This window comes from Streptomyces sp. NBC_01537, from assembly GCF_045040445.1.
GTDB lineage: Bacteria > Actinomycetota > Actinomycetes > Streptomycetales > Streptomycetaceae > Actinacidiphila.
The window spans coordinates 9,750,922-9,767,612 of sequence record NZ_CP109392.1 but is presented as its reverse complement, the minus strand read 5'-3'; the positions used below and the strand labels follow the sequence as shown (position 1 = coordinate 9,767,612).

The window sequence follows — 16,691 nt, the reverse complement described above, 5'->3', positions numbered from 1 at the left end:
TGCCCGCGACGTTCGGCCGCGACACAGCGGTGCCCTGTCTACCCAACCGAGTTGTTTAACCTCCGGCCCCAGCGAACTCGTCGCCCTCTTGTTGGCTGATGCGTGCACACCAAATTGACCGGGTGGCCGACAACTACGCCGAGATGGTGGCGACGACGGGAATGGGCGACATCCGTCGCCATCCCTGGCTCAAGGCATCGATCGACGCTTTCGCCGACACCGTGAGCGAACTCGGGCCTGTCCTCGACGTCGGCTGCGGGCCCGGAACGGTGACCGCCTACCTCGCCGAACGCGGACTCGACGTGTCCGGAGTCGATCTCTCGCCCGACATGATCGAAAACGCCCGCCGTCTGTATCCGCACTGCCGCTTCAGCGTCGCCTCCGCCACCGACCTCAGCCTCGGTCACTGTTCAACCTCCCGCGCGGCGTCCTTCCTCAGGTCCTCGCCCTGTTCGCGCGGGCTCGGAAGCCGGGCGGACACTTCATCACCGGAACGCACGTCGGCGACGAGGACGCGGTGCGCACGGAGGCCTACGGAGGTGTGTCCGTCCGCTGGACGACGCACAAATGGCGGCCGGAACAGTTCGTCGGCTTGATCGAGCAGGCCGGACTGCGCCCCGTCGCCGAACTTCGGCTCCCGGCAGATGAGTTCAGCGGGCGGGGTGTGGTCGTCATGGCCGAGCGCCCCGCCTGAGGATTAGGTTCGCCGGGTTGCGGGTCATGCTGCGACGGCAAGGGGGCGTCCTCCCCAGCGCATACCCTTCTCGCTACGGATTCGGGCGCGTTCTCGCCGCTGGGCTGTGAGGACGTCGGGGTGACGGGTGTTGGCGTTGCGCCAGCGTAGGTATGCGTGCAGTGCGCGGGTCTGGGCGGTGTGGTTGGGGTGGTGGGAGTTTCGCCAGGGTGAACTGCCGCAGGGGCCCGAAGTGGGCCTCGATCGGGTTCGCCCAGGAGGCGTTGGTCTGGGTGAAGCACAGCTCCACCCAGTGCTTCTTCGCCCAGGCCCGGATCTTGGTGCCCTTGTGAGCGGACAGGTTGTCCGTGATCACGTAGATGAGGGCGCCGTCGGGGACGGGCGGCGCGGATCGACTTCAGAGCGGCCAGGGATTGCGCGGCGCCCTTGTGGCGGCGGTTGACGCCCCACAGGGTGTCGTTACCGATCGAGTGGCAGCCGTGGAAGTAGGTGACGCCGTGGGTGCGGTGGTAGGTCGCCGGGATCCGCTGAGGTCGGTTCTGCGGCGCCCAGCAGGATCCTGCGGTGGGGCGAATGCTGAGTGGCCCGAACTCGTCGAACGCGAAAACGCGGTCGGGTAAGTCCTCCTGGACGTGGTCGATACGGTCCAGCTTGGCGTCTCGCTGCGGGTCGGTGGACTCCTTCCAGGTCTTGGTGCTCTGGAAGGTGACGCCGCGTCGTGACAGGAGGCAGCGCAGGGCCTCGCGGCTGATGCGAATCACCCTGCCGTGGACTTTGCGCAGGTAGGCGGAGAGTTTACGGATCGACCAGCGGGTGAAAGGCTGGCCGAGTTTGATTGGGCGGGTGGTGGCCGTCGCGACGACGAAGTCCTCGTCGTCAGTGCTGAGCAGGCGGGGACGGCCTCCCGCCCACTTGGGGTCCAAGCAGGCAAGGCCGATCTCGTTGAAGCGGTGGATGAGATCGCGCACAGTGTCCTCGTCGGCCGCCACGAGCTGGGCGATGACCGGAACACGGTTCCCGCCGGCCGACGCCAGCAACATCATCGCGCGGCGGTAGCGCACCGAGCTGGTGCTGCCCCGGCGCACGATCTGCTGCAGTCGTTGCCCCTCCTGGTCGGTCAGTCTGCGTACTCGTACCGGTTCCGCCATCGCTTTCCCCTGCTGGTTGGACCAGCCACGCCCGAGCCTGGCGCGCGACTCGCTTAGCATCTCCTGCCATGAGCGATTCGGAGCCCCTTCTTGACTGGCTGCAGAACTGGTACGCGCAGCAGTGCGACGGCGACTGGGAGCACGAGTGGGGCGTAAAGATTGCCACGCTCGACAATCCTGGTTGGACCGTCGAGATCGATCTGGAGGAGACGGACCTGGAGGAACGCGATTACGCCCGCCAGGACGTCAACCGCAGCACGCAGGACTGGGTTTGGGCCTGGACTGCTGAGAAGACCTTCCACGCCGCGTGCGGCCCCGGAAACCTCGCCGAGGCCCTCACGCTGTTTCGTACCTGGGCGACCACAACCGCTCCCTGAGCCGGGGTTGCGTCCTGGGAAGTGGTGTACGGGTTCCACCTGATCCGGGGGTTTGCTCCGGCATCGGGATGGTGCCCGCATAGATGAACGGCCACCGGCTGATCTTCGAAGTGTCGAAGCCTCGAAGGAGATCAGCACGATGACCGCACCTGACAGTCTGCCCCTGCACGCCCTCGCCGAGGACAACCTCGCCGCGGCGAGTCCCGATCTGCTGCGCGCGATGGTCAAAACGTTCGCCGACGCCCTCATGTCCGCAGAGGCCGACGCTCTCTGCGGCGCCGAATACGGGCAGGTCAGCGACGAACGCGTCAACCACCGCAACGGCTACCGCCCACGCGAGTGGGACACCAGGGCCGGCACCGTCGAACTCGCCGTCCCCAAGCTGCGCCAGGGCAGCTACTTCCCGCACTGGCTCCTCGACAAGCACCTGGACGAACAGGTCGCCGCGTTCCGCAACCGGCCCCTCGACGCCGGGCCCTACGCGTTCGTCTGGGTCGACGCACTGACCCAGAAGGTCCGCGAGGGCGGCCGCATCATCAACGTCCACGCGCTGATCGCGGTCGGCGTCAACGCCGACGGCCACGGCATCGACGTCGCCACCTGCGAGGGCGGCGAGGTATTCGATTCACCAGGCGGGCGGGCAGGGACCGCGGCCGGAGCCGGGTCACGAACTGGACGCTGGCCCGTCCGCTCCGTACCGGAGGCCGTCGAGGAGCAGGTCGAGGAGGCGGCCGGCCCGTTCGCGTTGGCCTGGAGCGCTGGTGATCAACGCGACGCCGGCCAGGCTGAAGCCGACATCGAAGGGGTCGATGTCCGGGCGCAGGAGACCGGCGTGTGCGCCGGCGTGCAGCAGGGTGCCGAGCGCGGTGCCGAGCTTGTCGAGGGTCTCGGCGAAGGGGTCCGCACCGGATGCGACCGCGGCCCGCAGCACGTCCGCCATGCCCTGCTTGGCAGCCAGGTAGTCGATGAAGTCGTCCATCCACAGGCGGATCGCCTGGTCCGGTGCATGGTCGGCGAGGAGCTTCGCGGCGCTGTCGCAGACACGGGCCAGCTCGTTGCGGTAAGCCGCCTCGACCAGCGCCTCGCGCGTGGGGAAGTGGCGGTAGAGCGTGGCCGAGCCGACACCCGAGGCCTTGGCGATCGTGTCGATCGCGACGTCCGGGCCTTTCTCGGAGAAGGCGCGCACGGCCGCTTCGAGGATGCGCTCCCGGTTGCGGCGGGCATCGGCACGCAACGCGCTCGGCTTGGTGGTCAAGGCTGCTCCCTTCGTCAGGGGACCAGTCTAGCTGGACAACCGGGGAGTTCCCCGTTTACCGTTGCAGATAACCGGGGAACTCCCCGGTTGCGGCTGTCGGCCCATTGTGCTCCCCACGCAAGGAAGACCCTCATGACCTCCCCGAAGGCGGTTCTGATCACCGGTACGTCCTCCGGCATTGGCCTGGCCGCCGCCATCGGCACCGCCCGGGCGGGCTGGGCGACCATCGCCACCATGCGCGACACCGGCAAAGCCGAGGCCCTGCTCAAGGCCGCCGCCGAGGCCGGTGTCGCGGACCGGATCCAGGTCAAGCGCCTGGATGTGACCGACTCCGCCGGCCTCACCGCCTGCCTGGACGAGGTCATCACCGAGCATGGCCGCCTGGACGCACTGGTCAACAACGCCGGCACCGCCCAGGTCGGCACCATCGAGCAGAGCAGCGTCGACGACGTCCGCGCGGCCATGGAGGTCAACTTCTTCGGCGTGGTGGCGGTGACCCGGGCGGCCCTGCCGCACCTACGTGCGTCGAAGGGCCGGGTGATCACCGTCAGTAGCGTCGGCGGCGTCGTCGGCCAGCCCTTCAACGAGGCATACTGCGCGGCCAAGTTCGCCGTCGAGGGCTTCATGCAGTCCCTCGCGCCGGTCGCCGCCACCGTCGGCGTCGATGTCACCGTGGTCGAGCCGGGCGCGGTGGCGAGCGAGTTCGTCGCCAATCTCGGCCTGGACGTCCCGACGCTGCTCGCCACCGCCGGTCCCTACGGCCCGGCGCTTGAGGCCTACATCACCCGCACCCGGCAGTCGTTCGGCAACGCCCAGACCCCGGCCGAAGCAGCCGCCTCGATCATCGACGCCCTGACCGTCGCCCGCCCGCCCTTCCGCATCCAGACCTCGCAGTGGGCCCGCGACTTCGTCGCCACCACCCTCGCCGACCCCGACGGCTCCGCCGTCCAGACCCTCACCAGTACCTGGGTACGCTGACCGCCCCGCGCCCCGGCGACAATCCGATCATTCCTCAACGCTCCGTACGACCTACCACGCCCGCCAGTTGCTGCACCGATCCGGCAGGGAGACCGCCTCCGGCTCGAGCAGGCACGACTCGCAGTGGTAGAGGCATGGAGATTTAGAGTTTCGTAAGAGAGGTCGGCGCCGTGCAGCTGCCCGGTGCGACCCCTTGTCGGCAACGTCACCGGCGGCGGACTGCTGCCCGCCAACGTCCCCACCGGCAAGGCACTGAGCAACCGCACCAGACCAAACCGGGAAAGGATCACTGGGGCATTTCCAACCTGCCTGCGAGGGCGGGAAGTTGGGGTGACAGCACGACGAAAGCTCCTGGTTGACGGGTTGTCGACCAAGACCAACATGTTCCATCTGGAGCTTCAACGTGCTTGCGTACCCGTCTGGTCTGGATCTGTCCACTTCCACGTTGCGGCTGCTGCGACAGGAGCTGGCCGCGCGACGTCGCCTGACCGGGACCCGGTGGCGCCGGCTGACGTGCGGTCGCCAGGCGCTGCTGAGCCTGGCCCACCTGCGATGCGGCCATACGTTCGCCCAGCCGGCGGCCGGATTCGGCATCGGCCTGGCCACCGCCCACCGCTACGTCACCGAGGCCGTCGACGTCCTGGCCGCGCTCGCCTCCACCCTGCAGGAAGCGATGACCGTCGCCGCTACCCCGCCCCCGTCCCACGCCGGCCCCGTGACCTGCAACTTCAGGTTGGAAAAGGCTGACTGCCAGCACAGGATGCGTCGGGGAGACAGCGTACGTAGCCGCTGACCGATGGCCTCCGTCGGCGCCTCCGTTTCGACACTCCTACAGCCCCGACACCGGTTCCAGCGCCCGGCTCAGGCGCTCCAGCCACTCCTCGGCCGTACCCCGCACCTGTGGGTGGTCCGCGCGGAAGTCCTCCCAGTCCACGGACCACAGTGCCACCGCGTCCAGGCGCAGGGCGTCCGCGGCCGCCGTGTTGCCCGGCTCGTGGCGGAACACCTTGCGCAGCAGCCGCGGGGTCAGCCGCGTGGCTTCGGCCTCCGCGAGAAGAACGGCGTCGTAGAGGTCCTTGGCCTGCGCCCGGCCCTCCGTGGCGCAATCGGCGTGCAGCCACAGCAGCTTCCAGGCGAGCGACAGTTCACGGCCTGCGGTGCGCACGACGGACTGCCCGGACCCGTCACCGCGGGGTATCGCCGTCCACACGGGGGGCTCCGGGAGCCACTCGTCGCGAGCGAAGTCCACCCGCACCTCGCCGGGCGGGAGGCCTTCTGCCTCCCAGGGGATGACCAGGCGTGTACCCGGGGTGTCGTACTCCGAGTAGGTCCAGGTGCCGTCATTCCGGGCGGCGTGCGCGTCGAGTACCACCGCTGGCGCGGCCGACGGCCGTTGACGCACCAGGTCGAGCAGCGCTTCGTGCGGCGGGCAGTCCTCCGGCTCCGGCTCGGTGATCCAGTGCAGCCCGTCGGGGGGCACCACGGGCCTCAGACCTCTGGTGTCGAACTCCTCGAACTTCCAGATTTCGTACGAGTCGGCGCCGTCGGCCGCCTCGGGCCATTGCTGTACGACCTCCACTTCCTCCACGTACGGATACGGGTGCTCGGTTTCGACCGGGACCATGAGGGGCCGGGAAACGATCCAGTCCAGGTCCGCTGGCTCCCGCGCGTCGGCCCCCACCCACGCCGGCATCACCATGCTCCCCCGCAGCACCAGCGCGTCACCCAACGGGGACCCGACGACGAGGCCGAGTATGTGGTCGAGTACAGCCCGGTGCGCGATGCGCCACCGTTCGCCGTCCACGGAGCAGGTCACCGGACGTCCGTCTTCTCGTCAATCCATCCGCTGTCCAGGGCTGGGCGGTCGTCGTGCACAACGAACTCTTCCTCGACCTCGACGGCTTTGATTCCCGCCGTCGCGAGGGCATCGAGGAGGGCGTCGAGACGGCGGCGGGCCTCGGTGCGGCCGACGCCACGGCAGCGTTGGGTGACGAAACGTTCGTGACCACGCCCGTCCAGATCTCGCCGGGCGTTGCGCGACACATGGGCGGTGTGCCGCTCGGCGAGTGCGCGCACCGCCACCAACTCGGTCTCGTCGCAGAGGGCAAGCTTGACGTGGTGCTCGAAGTAGCAGCCGGGAGGGAGCCCCTGGGCCTCGGCGGCCGTCCGCGGCACGTCCTCGTTCCACGGTGCTGCCTCGATCTTCACACGGGCGACGCCGAACCCCTCGGCACACAACCGCTCGATCCATGTCAGCGCGGCCTCTCGCTGTGCTTGCAGGACACCGTGGCCGCGCACCGTCACCATCGGCTGGTCGGGGGTCGCCCCCCGGTCGAGCACGATCCGCGTGTACTTCACACGATGCCGCTCCGCCCAGCGGCGGACGCGGCCCTCATCACTGGCCATTGAGGTGCACACCACCGTGAGATGGGTCTCGAACTCCCCCGCAAAATCCTTCACTACCGCCCCGCAATTGCCCGTCTGCTCACCAGCGGCCAACTGTACTGACCACCACTGACAGCGACGGCGAGGCGACGGCGACCTTGCCCGCCGCCGACCTGCGCACGTTCTTGACCTGGGGCGTCGAACGGCATCTCGAACCGAGTCGCCCCGGTGCTCGTCATCACCTTCGCCGATAGCCATCCGGCACCGGCAGCAAATCCCGCACCGACGCCCACTCGGCGTCGCTCATGTCCGAGCCGTATCGGGGCCGGCGCTCTGGCCTGTCGGCCGCGTTCCCGAACCGATGGGCGAGACAGTCACACCCAGGAGTGGACGGACTGGACCCGGCAACCATGACCACACGACACTTCGACAACAGCGCCTCCTGCTTCTCGCTGGACTCGACAACCACGAGCTACCAAGCTCATCACCGGCACCGGCACCGTCGCCCCGCACGCCGCCGCTCACCCAGGCAACAAGTGGGTGAAGCACATCGTCGCCCAGCTCAACTCCCTCGAGTCCACCCTCGACCTCATCGCCAGTTCCTGACCTGCGGCGGGACCGCCGCACTCGTCTGAAGGCCAGCCGTCATGCGCAGTCGCTGTTACCCCTCGGACACCACCAACGCCGAATGGGCCCTTCTCGAACTGCTGCTGCCGGACACGGGCTGCAAGTGGCGGGCCCTGCCTGCGGATTACCCGCCCTGGCGCACGGTCTGGGGGTTCAGGGCCCGCTGGGCGTCGGCCGGGATCGTCGGCCAGATCCGGGACCATCTGGCGGGCCGGATCCGCCGTGACATGGGCAAAGGACCCCGAGCGGTGGCCACCGTGATCGACTCCCAGAGCGTGAAAGCCGCTGAGACAGTCTCTGAGCGCACGGACGGATAGAGAACGGCCAGTCAGACGGGGATGGCAGTGGTGTCGAAGGTCAGGTGGACGGCCTGATCGTGGAGGGCGGCTGTGCTGATGACCGCAATGGTCTCCTCTCCGATCGCGGCGAGGGTGGCCACGTAGTCGCCGTAGGTGAGCCGCTGCGCCTCGACCGCCGTTCCGTCCACGACGAGCTGACTTGCGCTGGGGGTCAGCACGTAGGGCAGGCAGACCGGTCCGTCGGGCGAACAATTACTGAAGAGGAAGTCACTCAGGAGCGCATCGGGCTCCAGGGTTGAGAACACGCGGACGTGGTCAGGCAGGCGCCGCTGGGTGGTGACCTGCACCTGTAGGGTGCGCTCCTCCCAATATCCGAGGTCGATCCGCTGGAGGAGGCCGTCGACCGACCCCTGGCCCACCAGGCGGCGCCATCCGGGCTGGGGCCGCGCGAGGACGGCCACTGGGCGGGCAAACGACCGCAGGGTCTCCAGCCAGATGCGATCGACGGGACGGCCTGGGTGGGCGGAGCTGTGGAACATGACGGCTCCTCTGGACGGCCGCGGGCGCGGTGCCCACTCATCGTGGCATCGCACCGGCGTTCGCGGGCCGGAATATCGACGACCTGATCAGGGAGCCCCCACGGCGCGAGGCACTCCCTGACTCTTCACCGAACCCGATCAGGCGTCCGTTCGCCACTCAGCGTATGCAGGCCACGGAAGTTGAGCCAGGCCCTTGGACTGGCCCCGGGTTCCGGTCTGGGGCGGCCCCGCTTACTGGCCGACGGTGAAGATCGCAGCGCGGCCCGCCTGGGCGGCTTGGTGGTAGAAGTCCTTGAGGCCTGGCAGGAACGCCTGGGTGTAGGCGATGTCCTCTTCGTTCGCGATCCCCTGGTAGTCGGGGAAGGCGAGCGTCGTGAAGCGTTCCCTCAGCCAGTGCTCGTCCAGCGGTGCCAGTGCTTCGGCGATCTCGCGGACCTCCTCGGGGGTGGTGTAGCAGACGATGTAGTCGTCGCCCTCGTGGAGGGGCAGACCGCCAAGGATCGCGTGGGAGAGCGGGAAGGTGCCGCCCTCGAAGGTCAGAGTGCCGTCCGTCAGGCAGCGGTGCAGTGCGTCCCACGACTTGTCCAGCTCCGTGAGCCAGGTGTCGTCCCAGCGCTCCTCGACGTCTTCGACGATCTCGGTCAGCTCGTCGTCGTCGCCCGCTGCCAGCAGCCGTTGTGCGTCCTGGGTCTCCAGCGCGAACAGCACCGCGCGACCGGCCATGCGCCCTCCCCGTCGTGTGGAATTCACTGGAGGGGATCCAACCACATGTTCGATCACATGCTGTTTCCTGTTCACCATGCTCAGCGGACCGCTCGCTGCCCGGGGTGGGCACACCTCCGTCACTCCGTGGGGGTAAACGGTGCCGCAGGAGTGGATGTTGGGGTCGATCAGCGGGGCCAGGGCGACGGGCGCCGCAAGGCGCTCGTCCAGGCCGAGGCGGAGTTCGGAGAGGAAGGACAGGCCGGGGCGGAAGCCGGTGAGGACGACGACCTCGTCGACCGGCCAGGCGCGGGCGGCCGTCCTCGGCCGCACTGCTGACCTCCGAGCGACGCGGCACCTGGGTCTACTACGGCGTCGCCCCGGCCGGGCCGGCCGCCATGGGTCAGCTGTTGGGCTGACGCCCGCTTCCGAAGACCAGCCCCCCACGACGGCCGTCGGTCCGTGCCAGCCCGAAGATCAGCAGGCTCAGCCCGGCCGTCGCCACCACCTCGCCGAGCAGCAGATGTCCGGCCGAGCGGTCATGGGTGGACCATGCCACCACCTGCCGGCCGAACATCGCCTCGGCCGGCATCGCGCCGCCGATGGCCCCGGCGATCTGAGCCGGGACGTACGCCAACGCCTTACGGGCGGCGTACCGGTCGGGGACGTGGGCGCCGGCCCCGGCTGAACGCGAACTCGCGCCGTACGGTCCGGCCGGCTCATCGATGTCCTCAAGCCCGCCGTCGACGTGTTCGACGAGGCCGTCGCCGTGCCTGCGGATGTCGTGCTGCAGTTGCGGGTCCTGGTCGACGCGCTCACCGCCGCGCCGTGACCCCTCGTCGCCTACATCGTCAGGCCGAAGGACTCGCCGGAGCGATAGGCCCGGACGAACCCGGCCGGGCTCACCGTGTGCACCCGGCCGAGCCCGGAGACCCGGGCTCGGCCGCTGTCGCCATCCACCGTCAGCAGCGTGTTCTCGTCGATCGCGACCCCCGAGCTCTCCCGCTGCCTGACCGCCTCGACCAGCCGCGCCAGGGTCCCCCACTGCGCCGCGTGCACCTCGACGGTCCAGGGCACCAGCCCGAGCCCCGCGCGGACCTCGACCTCCCCCAGATCCTCGCCCGCCTCCTCCGGGCACACCGCCACCCCGCCCGCCAGCCAGCCCCCGACCAGTGCTTCCCGCGCCGCCACCGCCGCCCCCGCCGAGAACCCCACGTAGGGCACCTCCGGCAGCCGGGCTCGCACCGGCGCGAGCACCTCCTGGTACGCGGGCGTCAGCCCGCCCCCGACGAGCAGCCCGTCCGCGCCCTCCAGTGACGCCGGATCCAGCGCACCGCCCAGCGGCACCAGCACCGGCACCGGCGTGCACGGCGCGGCCCTGCGCAGGGCGGCGGCGTAGCGTACGAAGTCCGCCGCGCCGTCGCCCTCGTCGACCAGCAGGCAGGCCACGGTGGGGCGGGACCCGGCCGCGGCCAGGAACGGCCCGTAGAGAAGTCCGGAGGCGCGCTCGTCCCAGCCCCCGCCGATCAGAAATGTCGTAGCCGTCACGTCGCCGGACGCTAGCATCACGCCGCATGACCTGGTCGGGAATTTCCCTGCTCCACGACGGTGCAATGCCCAACTGCCATGGCTGACCCGTCGGCCTTCAGGAGGCGCTCTGCCGGCGGACCGCCGAGATCAGTCCGCCGGGCCGCTCCTCGCGCTGCGGCGGGGTGCTGATCGGGCGGCCGTAGGCGGCAGCGCGCTCGCGCAGGGTGTGACTGTCGGCCTCCCAGCCGTGCCCGGCCAGCCAGCCCACCGGGTCGTCGGGCATCTCCGAGACCCACATGGACGCCGCCGATCCCGGCGCGGCGTCCGCGCCGAAGCGCTCGATCACGCCGCGCGAGCCCAATGTCAGCCCCATCCGACTGCCTGCCGCCGACTGCGTGCTGATCCGGGCCAGCAGTAGCTCCACCGCGTCCTCGGGCAGATAGATCAGTAGTCCTTCGGCGATCCACGCGGTCGGCACGGCCGGGTCGTGCCCTGCGGCGGCCAGCGCGCCTGGCCAGTCCTCACGCAGATCCACCGCGACGGTGATCCGCTCGCAGCGTGCGACGGCCCGTTCCTGGCGCAGCACCGAAGCCTTGAAGTCCAGTGGCGCGGCGGTGTCGACCTCGAACAGCCGGGTGCCCTCGGGCCAGTCCATCCGGAAGGCCCGGCTGTCCATGCCGGCGCCGAGCAGCACGACCTGCCGGACCCCGGACGCGGAGGCCTGCTGCAACAGGTCGTCGAGGAACTTCGTCCTGATGACGATGGAGAACGACACGGCCAGCCGGCGGCGTCGTGCGGCCGCGTCATCGGGCAGCGGCGGCGAGGAGGGCCACAGGCCGCCGGCGGTGGCGAAGGCCTGTGCCAGTGGGTCGCGGAACAGCGCGTTCTCCCGCTCGGTCTCCAGCGCCCGCACCCTGGCCACCCCCACCGCCGTGGCCCACACTCCCGACGGCTGCACCCACTCCTGCTCATCAGTCACCGCGCCAGCCTAGAAGATCGATTCCAAGGGGCCCGATGAGGGGAGCCAGCTTCATGCGCGGCCAGCCAGCCATGCGCGCCCTGACCGCCTACGGCCACTAAAACCACCACTAGGCGAGCGGAGATCAACAGTCACCCTGTGTACGCGACCACGCGAAGTGGACCAGAGCCCGTTCCCACCTACGAAGCCAGGGCGAATTTTGTTGGCCTCGCAGCGTCACCGCCACGTAGGGTCACCGCATCCCAGGAGGTGAGGCCGTGACCACGTACGGCACGATATTGATCCCCGTGCCGCTCGAACAGGCGGCCGCAGTCCTGCGCCAGGTCTGCGCGGCTGGCTACGCGACCCCCGCCGGGCCGAGATTCTGCCTCGTCCATCCGGACCGGTTCGTCGACGAGAACAACGTCTTCGCACTCGCCGGGCCGATCAGCGCCGAATTGGGCGCTCCGGTGCTCGCCGCCTTCCAGTACGACGGTGACCGGCTGGAGTTGGAGGTCTGGCGTGACGGAGTTCGCGCCCACCGCTACGACTCCTGGCCGGGCCGGGACGATGAGGCCGCCAACGACACACCCGCGGGCGCGGACCCCGCTGCGTTCTTGGACTTCGCCACTGGGCCCGTGGACAGCCAACGCCTGGCCTCCGCGCTCGCGGACACCCCGATCGACGCGGAGGACATGGACATCGACGGCGAGCCGGGGTACGTCTGGGCCCAGGCCCTGCACTGGGACGTGCTGCGCGCGCTCAGCCACCCGGACCAGGTGATCCACCGCGCGCAGTGGGACTACTGCCACATGCGCCGCGCGCCGCAGGTACTCGCGAAGGTGCTGGACGGCACAGAACTCGTTGTCCTGGGCACGGCCGAACGCCCGTTCTGAAGCCTCGCCCGCGTGCTGGAGGAATCCCCTGACCGCGAGGCGGCACGGCACACGGTGTCTGCCAAGGGTGTACCTCTGCCCGCAGGCACCCCCACCCACTCTGCTGACCCACGACGACGTCTCACGCCTCACGAACTACAGCTGCCGTGACGGCGGGCGATCCTGGAAGCCGCCGCGGCGGTCTTCGACGAGTACGGCTACGACTGTGCGGCCATCTCGCAGATCCTTGCCCGCGCCGAGGTCACGAAGGGCGCCAGTTCACCGCCTGGTGAGACGGTCTATCACCGCACCGTGCACTCGGACCCTGACCGGGTGGCGCAACATGAGGTCAGTCCAGTGCGGTGAGGTAGCGGTTCGGCGCGTCGGGAGCGGCGGCGTTTCGGGTGGCCAAAACGCTGAGGCAGTGGTACGCAAGGTCGGTCGAGCCGTACACGTGGTGTGCGACCAAGGCCAGCTGTTTGAGCTGCTCGTCGGTCATGGACTCGGGGTGCCCGAAGTCGCGCACGTACACGACGTCGGCTTCCAGGAGTTGGTGCTGGGCACGGCGGAAGTCGCCCCCGAAGACCACAGGGGCGATGGGCCAGCCGTGTCCGTCCGCACCGTCCTGCACGGCATCGACCCGTCGAAACACACCGTGCTCTACCTGCCCAACCCCGTGATCGGAGTCCGCGGCATCCACGAAGCCATCGTCACCGCCTTCGGCCAGCAGCCCTCCCACCTCGGCTCCCGCCTCACCGCCCAGACCGGCCTGGCACTGGCCGCCGCACGCGAGGAACGCGGCCGCACGCCCGTCCTGGTCCTGGACGAAGCCCACCTGCTGTCCTGCCTGCTGGTCGGCCAGCCCACCCTGCGGCGCACGATGAAACTCGCCGTCCTGGCCGCCCTCGAACAACGCACCGCTCTGCGCTACACGATGCCGGGCATGACCTCCACCGAGACCGCGAGCTACATCAAGCACCATCTCGGCCTCGCAGGCCCCAGCGACCAGCTGTTCACCGACGACGCGGTCACCCTCATCCACACCACATCGCGCGGCTTCCCCCGCGCGAACAACAACCTCTGCCTGCAATCCCTGGTCGCCACGTTCGCCGCCGGCAAATCCCTCGTCGACGAGAAGGCCGCCCAGTCCGCCGTCACCGAAGTCCTCGACTGAACAACCGCATGCACCCGCGCGGTCGGCCTGCGATGGCCACAGGACCAGTTACAAGTCCTCTGGCACCACAACGACTTGATGCTCGTCCTCGTAGACAACCTTGCCGGGGTTCCGCGACTCGATCCGCTCGCAGGCGACCCCATGCACCGACAGAAGATCCAGATAGCCGGCCACGCGATCGAGGACCTCACCAGCCGTGGACTTGAACCAGGCAGTGGCCCCAGGATTCAAAGAGCGGTCATAGACCGACGGCTCCACTTTGCACGGATCCATCAGATTCGCCTCATACCACTCGTTGCCGTCCTGCCAGAACCGGCACTCCGCGTCAACGAGCCGACCGCTCCGCCCCAGGCCGTTGGCCAGCGCAAATACGCCAGGAAAGTACCCGCGAGCGTTAGGAACGGGCGCCTGAAACCGGACGAACAGCGCAGCAGCCACCGATGTCCCCCTCCTAAGCCTGAGCATGCCTGCCAAAGAGCTGCCCGGAGATCAACATACTGGCTCACCGCCCACCTACTGGCACCGAACCGACGGGCACCTTGCCGATAAACCCGGCACCTCGCCGACAATCGCCCCGCTGGAACCACTCCAGCGGGGCGATCACTTTCTCGGTCATCGGCATCGTGAGTGCCGTACTCATCGGCATTTTCAGCGCCGCCCAACACATGGAGAAAAGTGCGAGGCGGCGGGGTGACTGCGTTGGGGTGCGGCGGGTCAGGTGTCGTCTTCGTTGGTCAGGAAGCCGCGCATCGGCATCGGCGGCATGCCTTCGCGGAGCAAGTGCTTCCCCGGGCGTCTTGGGAGTGTCGGACAGGCAGGCACCTACCGGAGCGCAACTCCCTCGACGAAATCTCTGCGTTGACCATGGCGATGCCATCAGTACCGAAGAGCGCCAGAGTTGCCACACCGGTACCCCACAACCCCCACACGCCCCATCGCTCCTCTCCCCCGTGCCGTGGGCGCCGTAGCAGCCGGGCGTCCTGCTCCGGCCGGTACGGCGCCGGCTCAGGTGGCCGCAGGAGGAGTCGGGACGCCGCATCGGCTGCTCAACCTCGACCCGGCAGCGCCGAGCCGGCGCTGCGGCCGGCGCCCGGGGAAGGCTCACTCGGGCACGAGCGGGGGCAGCGGTTCGCGGGCGGCGTGCCAGGCGGGTGGAAGGGTGGTGACGCCCGTGCGGGCGGCGATCACCCCGCCCGCGATGGCGCAGGTGGTGTCGATGTCGCCGCGCCCGGCGACCGTGCACCACAGGCCCTCGTGCAAATCGTCGAGGTGACCGGCCGCGCACCACAGGGCGTACGGGACGGTGTCGGGCCCGGACATCCGGTAGCCGGAGCCCAGGACCTCCGCAGCATGTCGGACCGAGGTGCGCTCCGACATTCGGGCCGCGACCCGCACTCCCGACCGGACGTCACTGTCGGGGAGGCGTTCGGCGACGGCGTGGAGGAAGTCCGGGCGGGCCGGAGCGGGCTCACCCCGGCCGCGGGTTGCCAGGGCGGCGGCGAGAGCGACTGCCACCGCCGCGGCCACCGCCTCCGGGTGATGGTGCGAGACCGCGCCCTGGCGGGCGGCCTGCTCGGCGGCCGCGTCGAGATCGGCGGCATGCCAGGCTCCGAGCGGAGCAGCGCGCATGGCCGCGCCGTTCCCCCAGGAGCCCTGGCCGCCGAACTGCCCGGCGACCACCTCCCGCCAGGGCTCGCCCGCGCCGATCCGGCGGAGCACGTCGTGCATCGAGGCCCCGTACCCGCGGTGCGTGTCGCCCGCGTAGGCGACCGCGAAGCGCCCGGCGAGACGGTCCTGGTCGACGATGCCGCCGCCTTCGGCGAGTTCCTGGACGAGGACGAGCGCCTGGGCGGTGTCGTCACTCCATCGCCACAGCGGTTCCGGGGGCAGAGCCCGCGCCTCCAGGGCCGCCGGGCCCTCCCGGCGCAGGATGCCGAACCAACGGTCGCCGAAAGCGTCCCCGAAGGCGAGTCCGTGCAACGAGTCCAGCACAGCGGTAGGCAAGGTGATCACCGGGGCAGTTTCGCAGCGCGGCGGCGCCCCCCGCACCCCGGTTTCGGTGCGGACACGCAGCCGGAGTCGCCCGCGCGACCAGAATCCGGGCGTGGCGATCAAGTACGCGTGGCGCGGCGACTTCGACAACGCGACCCTCAACGCGCTGCATGCCGACGGCTTCGGCCCCCCGGTCGCTCAGACCGACTGGCGAGCCCGACTCCTGGACACGGTGGTAGCCCGGCATCGCCGGTCGAGCGGGGTCGGCTCCGCGCCTGTCGCAGTTGCGGAACACGCGACCGCGACCTGCCCCGTACGCACACGGAGGGCGAAGCCTCACCCCCTTCATCCGCCGAGGAAATCGACGTGCGTGCGTTCTCACGCGCTGTCAGGCTGCGCCGGTGAACCGTGAACAGATCTCCGGACTCGCCCATGCCAACCACCCGATCAAGTCTCCGCTGGACGACGATTCCGTGCGACAACTGCTGGAACGTGGCGTCCCACGTGGCGGCGAGCGGATACTCGACCTGGGTTGCGGCGGCGGGGAATGGCTTCTGCGCGCCCTGACCGCGCACCCGCACGTGCATGCCGAGGGCGTCGACATCTCCGAGGACGCCCTTCGACAGGCGCGTGAGGCCGCGAGCCGTCTGGGCGTCCAGGCGACGCGCCTTGCACTGCACCACCAGGAGGCCGCGAACTTCCGTTCCGCGCATTCGTTCGACCTCGTACTCAGCGTTGGGGCCACGCACGCCTTCGGCGGCCTGCTGCCCACCCTCGCGGCGGCGCGCAAGCACCTGGCTCCGGGCGGACGCGTCCTGATCGGTGAGGGCTTCTGGGAACGTGAGCCGTCCCAGGAGGCCGTCGAGATGCTCGGGGACTTCACCGATCTGGCGACCACCGTGGACCGCGTCGTCGCCGACGGGTGGACTCCCGTCCACGGGCATGTCAGCACGCGCCGTGAGCTGGACGACTACGAGTGGGCCTGCTGGGGGTCACTGGCCTCATGGGCCCTGGATCACCCTGCCCACCCGGACAGCTCGCAGGCGCTCGAAACGGCCACGACCCGCCGCACCGAATGGCTGCGCGTCTACCGGGACACGTGGGGCTTCGTCAGTCTGATCCTGCGTCAAACATCCGGCTGACCTCATGGGCCGGCGC

At 69.6% G+C, this 16,691-nt stretch carries 17 protein-coding genes and 8 pseudogenes; 12 read left to right on the top strand and 13 right to left on the bottom strand.

The features are described from left to right. Positions 1-98 precede the first annotated feature (98 nt). Positions 99-596 carry a class I SAM-dependent methyltransferase gene (locus tag OG607_RS44865; RefSeq protein ID WP_405736368.1) on the top strand — a complete coding sequence of 166 codons (498 nt, stop codon included), beginning with the start codon at positions 99-101 and terminating at the stop codon, positions 594-596. 122 nt (positions 597-718) lie between these two features. Here OG607_RS44865 and OG607_RS44860 read toward each other — a convergent pair. Next, positions 719-1,842, bottom strand: a pseudogene (locus OG607_RS44860) (IS630 family transposase). Positions 1,843-1,910: 68 nt separating this feature from the next. Here OG607_RS44860 and OG607_RS44855 point away from each other — a divergent pair. Both OG607_RS44855 and OG607_RS44850 read left to right on the top strand, forming a co-directional pair. Beyond that, complete coding sequence (locus OG607_RS44855) at positions 1,911-2,219, top strand: immunity 53 family protein (protein WP_405736365.1); 309 nt, start codon at positions 1,911-1,913, stop codon at positions 2,217-2,219. 139 nt (positions 2,220-2,358) lie between these two features. Continuing rightward, positions 2,359-2,832 (top strand): annotated as a pseudogene (locus tag OG607_RS44850) (transposase); the annotation flags it as partial. Positions 2,833-2,883: 51 nt separating this feature from the next. Here the strand turns inward: OG607_RS44850 and OG607_RS44845 are convergent. Beyond that, positions 2,884-3,474, bottom strand: coding sequence for a TetR/AcrR family transcriptional regulator (locus OG607_RS44845; protein ID WP_405737482.1), 591 nt, complete (start codon positions 3,472-3,474; stop codon positions 2,884-2,886). Between the two features lie 132 nt (positions 3,475-3,606). On the opposite strand from OG607_RS44845, the gene OG607_RS44840 reads away from it, so the two are divergent. Next, a complete protein-coding gene (locus OG607_RS44840; protein ID WP_405737480.1) occupies positions 3,607-4,452 on the top strand; it encodes an SDR family oxidoreductase in 846 nt (281 codons plus the stop codon). A 403-nt stretch (positions 4,453-4,855) separates the two neighbouring features. Further along, positions 4,856-5,143 (top strand): annotated as a pseudogene (locus OG607_RS44835) (transposase family protein); the annotation flags it as partial. Positions 5,144-5,281: 138 nt separating this feature from the next. Here OG607_RS44835 and OG607_RS44830 read toward each other — a convergent pair. Beyond that, positions 5,282-6,268, bottom strand: coding sequence for a nucleotidyl transferase AbiEii/AbiGii toxin family protein (locus tag OG607_RS44830; RefSeq protein WP_405736362.1), 987 nt, complete (start codon positions 6,266-6,268; stop codon positions 5,282-5,284). Beyond that, on the bottom strand, positions 6,265-6,951 hold the full coding sequence (locus OG607_RS44825) for a hypothetical protein (RefSeq protein ID WP_405736359.1): 687 nt from the start codon (positions 6,949-6,951) through the stop codon (positions 6,265-6,267). The genes OG607_RS44830 and OG607_RS44825 overlap by 4 nt, the downstream gene beginning before the upstream one ends. A gap of 378 nt (positions 6,952-7,329) precedes the next feature. Here OG607_RS44825 and OG607_RS44820 point away from each other — a divergent pair. Further along, positions 7,330-7,443: pseudogene (locus tag OG607_RS44820) on the top strand (RacP protein); the annotation flags it as partial. A 41-nt stretch (positions 7,444-7,484) separates the two neighbouring features. Continuing rightward, positions 7,485-7,778: pseudogene (locus OG607_RS44815) on the top strand (transposase); the annotation flags it as partial. Between the two features lie 14 nt (positions 7,779-7,792). On the opposite strand, the gene OG607_RS44810 reads toward OG607_RS44815, so the two are convergent. The 3 genes and pseudogenes from OG607_RS44810 to OG607_RS44800 form a co-directional block, all read right to left on the bottom strand. Next, complete coding sequence (locus OG607_RS44810) at positions 7,793-8,302, bottom strand: hypothetical protein (protein ID WP_405736357.1); 510 nt, start codon at positions 8,300-8,302, stop codon at positions 7,793-7,795. Between the two features lie 231 nt (positions 8,303-8,533). Next, entirely contained in the window at positions 8,534-9,025 is a 492-nt protein-coding gene (locus OG607_RS44805; RefSeq protein WP_405737478.1) for a YfbM family protein, read from the bottom strand. Between the two features lie 102 nt (positions 9,026-9,127). Further along, positions 9,128-9,332, bottom strand: a pseudogene (locus tag OG607_RS44800) (flavoprotein); the annotation flags it as partial. Between OG607_RS44800 and OG607_RS44795 the strand changes: the two are divergent. After that, positions 9,331-9,423, top strand: a pseudogene (locus OG607_RS44795) (transcriptional regulator); the annotation flags it as partial. The pseudogenes OG607_RS44800 and OG607_RS44795 overlap by 2 nt on opposite strands. A 26-nt stretch (positions 9,424-9,449) precedes the next feature. Here OG607_RS44795 and OG607_RS44790 read toward each other — a convergent pair. From OG607_RS44790 to OG607_RS44780, 3 genes and pseudogenes are all read right to left on the bottom strand, one after another. Next, a pseudogene (locus OG607_RS44790) lies at positions 9,450-9,701 on the bottom strand (aquaporin family protein); the annotation flags it as partial. A 146-nt stretch (positions 9,702-9,847) separates the two neighbouring features. After that, the gene (locus OG607_RS44785) at positions 9,848-10,552 is read right to left on the bottom strand and encodes a hypothetical protein (RefSeq protein WP_405736354.1); all 705 of its coding nucleotides are present in this window, start codon (positions 10,550-10,552) and stop codon (positions 9,848-9,850) included. 97 nt (positions 10,553-10,649) lie between these two features. Then, positions 10,650-11,477: a class I SAM-dependent methyltransferase gene (locus OG607_RS44780; RefSeq protein ID WP_405737476.1), complete on the bottom strand. Its 828-nt coding sequence runs from the start codon at positions 11,475-11,477 to the stop codon at positions 10,650-10,652. 293 nt (positions 11,478-11,770) lie between these two features. Here OG607_RS44780 and OG607_RS44775 point away from each other — a divergent pair, with 293 nt between their 5' ends. After that, on the top strand, positions 11,771-12,388 hold the full coding sequence (locus OG607_RS44775; protein WP_405736352.1) for a hypothetical protein: 618 nt from the start codon (positions 11,771-11,773) through the stop codon (positions 12,386-12,388). A 159-nt stretch (positions 12,389-12,547) separates the two neighbouring features. Continuing rightward, on the top strand, positions 12,548-12,733 hold the full coding sequence (locus OG607_RS44770; protein ID WP_405737474.1) for a hypothetical protein: 186 nt from the start codon (positions 12,548-12,550) through the stop codon (positions 12,731-12,733). Here OG607_RS44770 and OG607_RS44765 read toward each other — a convergent pair. Further along, on the bottom strand, positions 12,717-12,998 hold the full coding sequence (locus tag OG607_RS44765) for a hypothetical protein (RefSeq protein WP_405736350.1): 282 nt from the start codon (positions 12,996-12,998) through the stop codon (positions 12,717-12,719). The genes OG607_RS44770 and OG607_RS44765 overlap by 17 nt on opposite strands. Here OG607_RS44765 and OG607_RS44760 point away from each other — a divergent pair. Further along, a complete protein-coding gene (locus tag OG607_RS44760; protein WP_405736347.1) occupies positions 12,975-13,541 on the top strand; it encodes an ExeA family protein in 567 nt (188 codons plus the stop codon). The two genes, OG607_RS44765 and OG607_RS44760, sit on opposite strands and share 24 nt — an antisense overlap. A 48-nt stretch (positions 13,542-13,589) precedes the next feature. Here OG607_RS44760 and OG607_RS44755 read toward each other — a convergent pair whose 3' ends face one another. Together OG607_RS44755 and OG607_RS44750 are read right to left on the bottom strand one after the other, a co-directional pair. Beyond that, a complete protein-coding gene (locus OG607_RS44755; RefSeq protein ID WP_405736346.1) occupies positions 13,590-13,979 on the bottom strand; it encodes a hypothetical protein in 390 nt (129 codons plus the stop codon). Between the two features lie 663 nt (positions 13,980-14,642). Next, a complete protein-coding gene (locus OG607_RS44750) occupies positions 14,643-15,554 on the bottom strand; it encodes an ADP-ribosylglycohydrolase family protein (protein ID WP_405736344.1) in 912 nt (303 codons plus the stop codon). A gap of 380 nt (positions 15,555-15,934) precedes the next feature. Between OG607_RS44750 and OG607_RS44745 the strand changes: the two genes are divergently transcribed. After that, a complete protein-coding gene (locus OG607_RS44745; RefSeq protein WP_405736342.1) occupies positions 15,935-16,675 on the top strand; it encodes an SAM-dependent methyltransferase in 741 nt (246 codons plus the stop codon). Positions 16,676-16,691 lie beyond the last annotated feature (16 nt).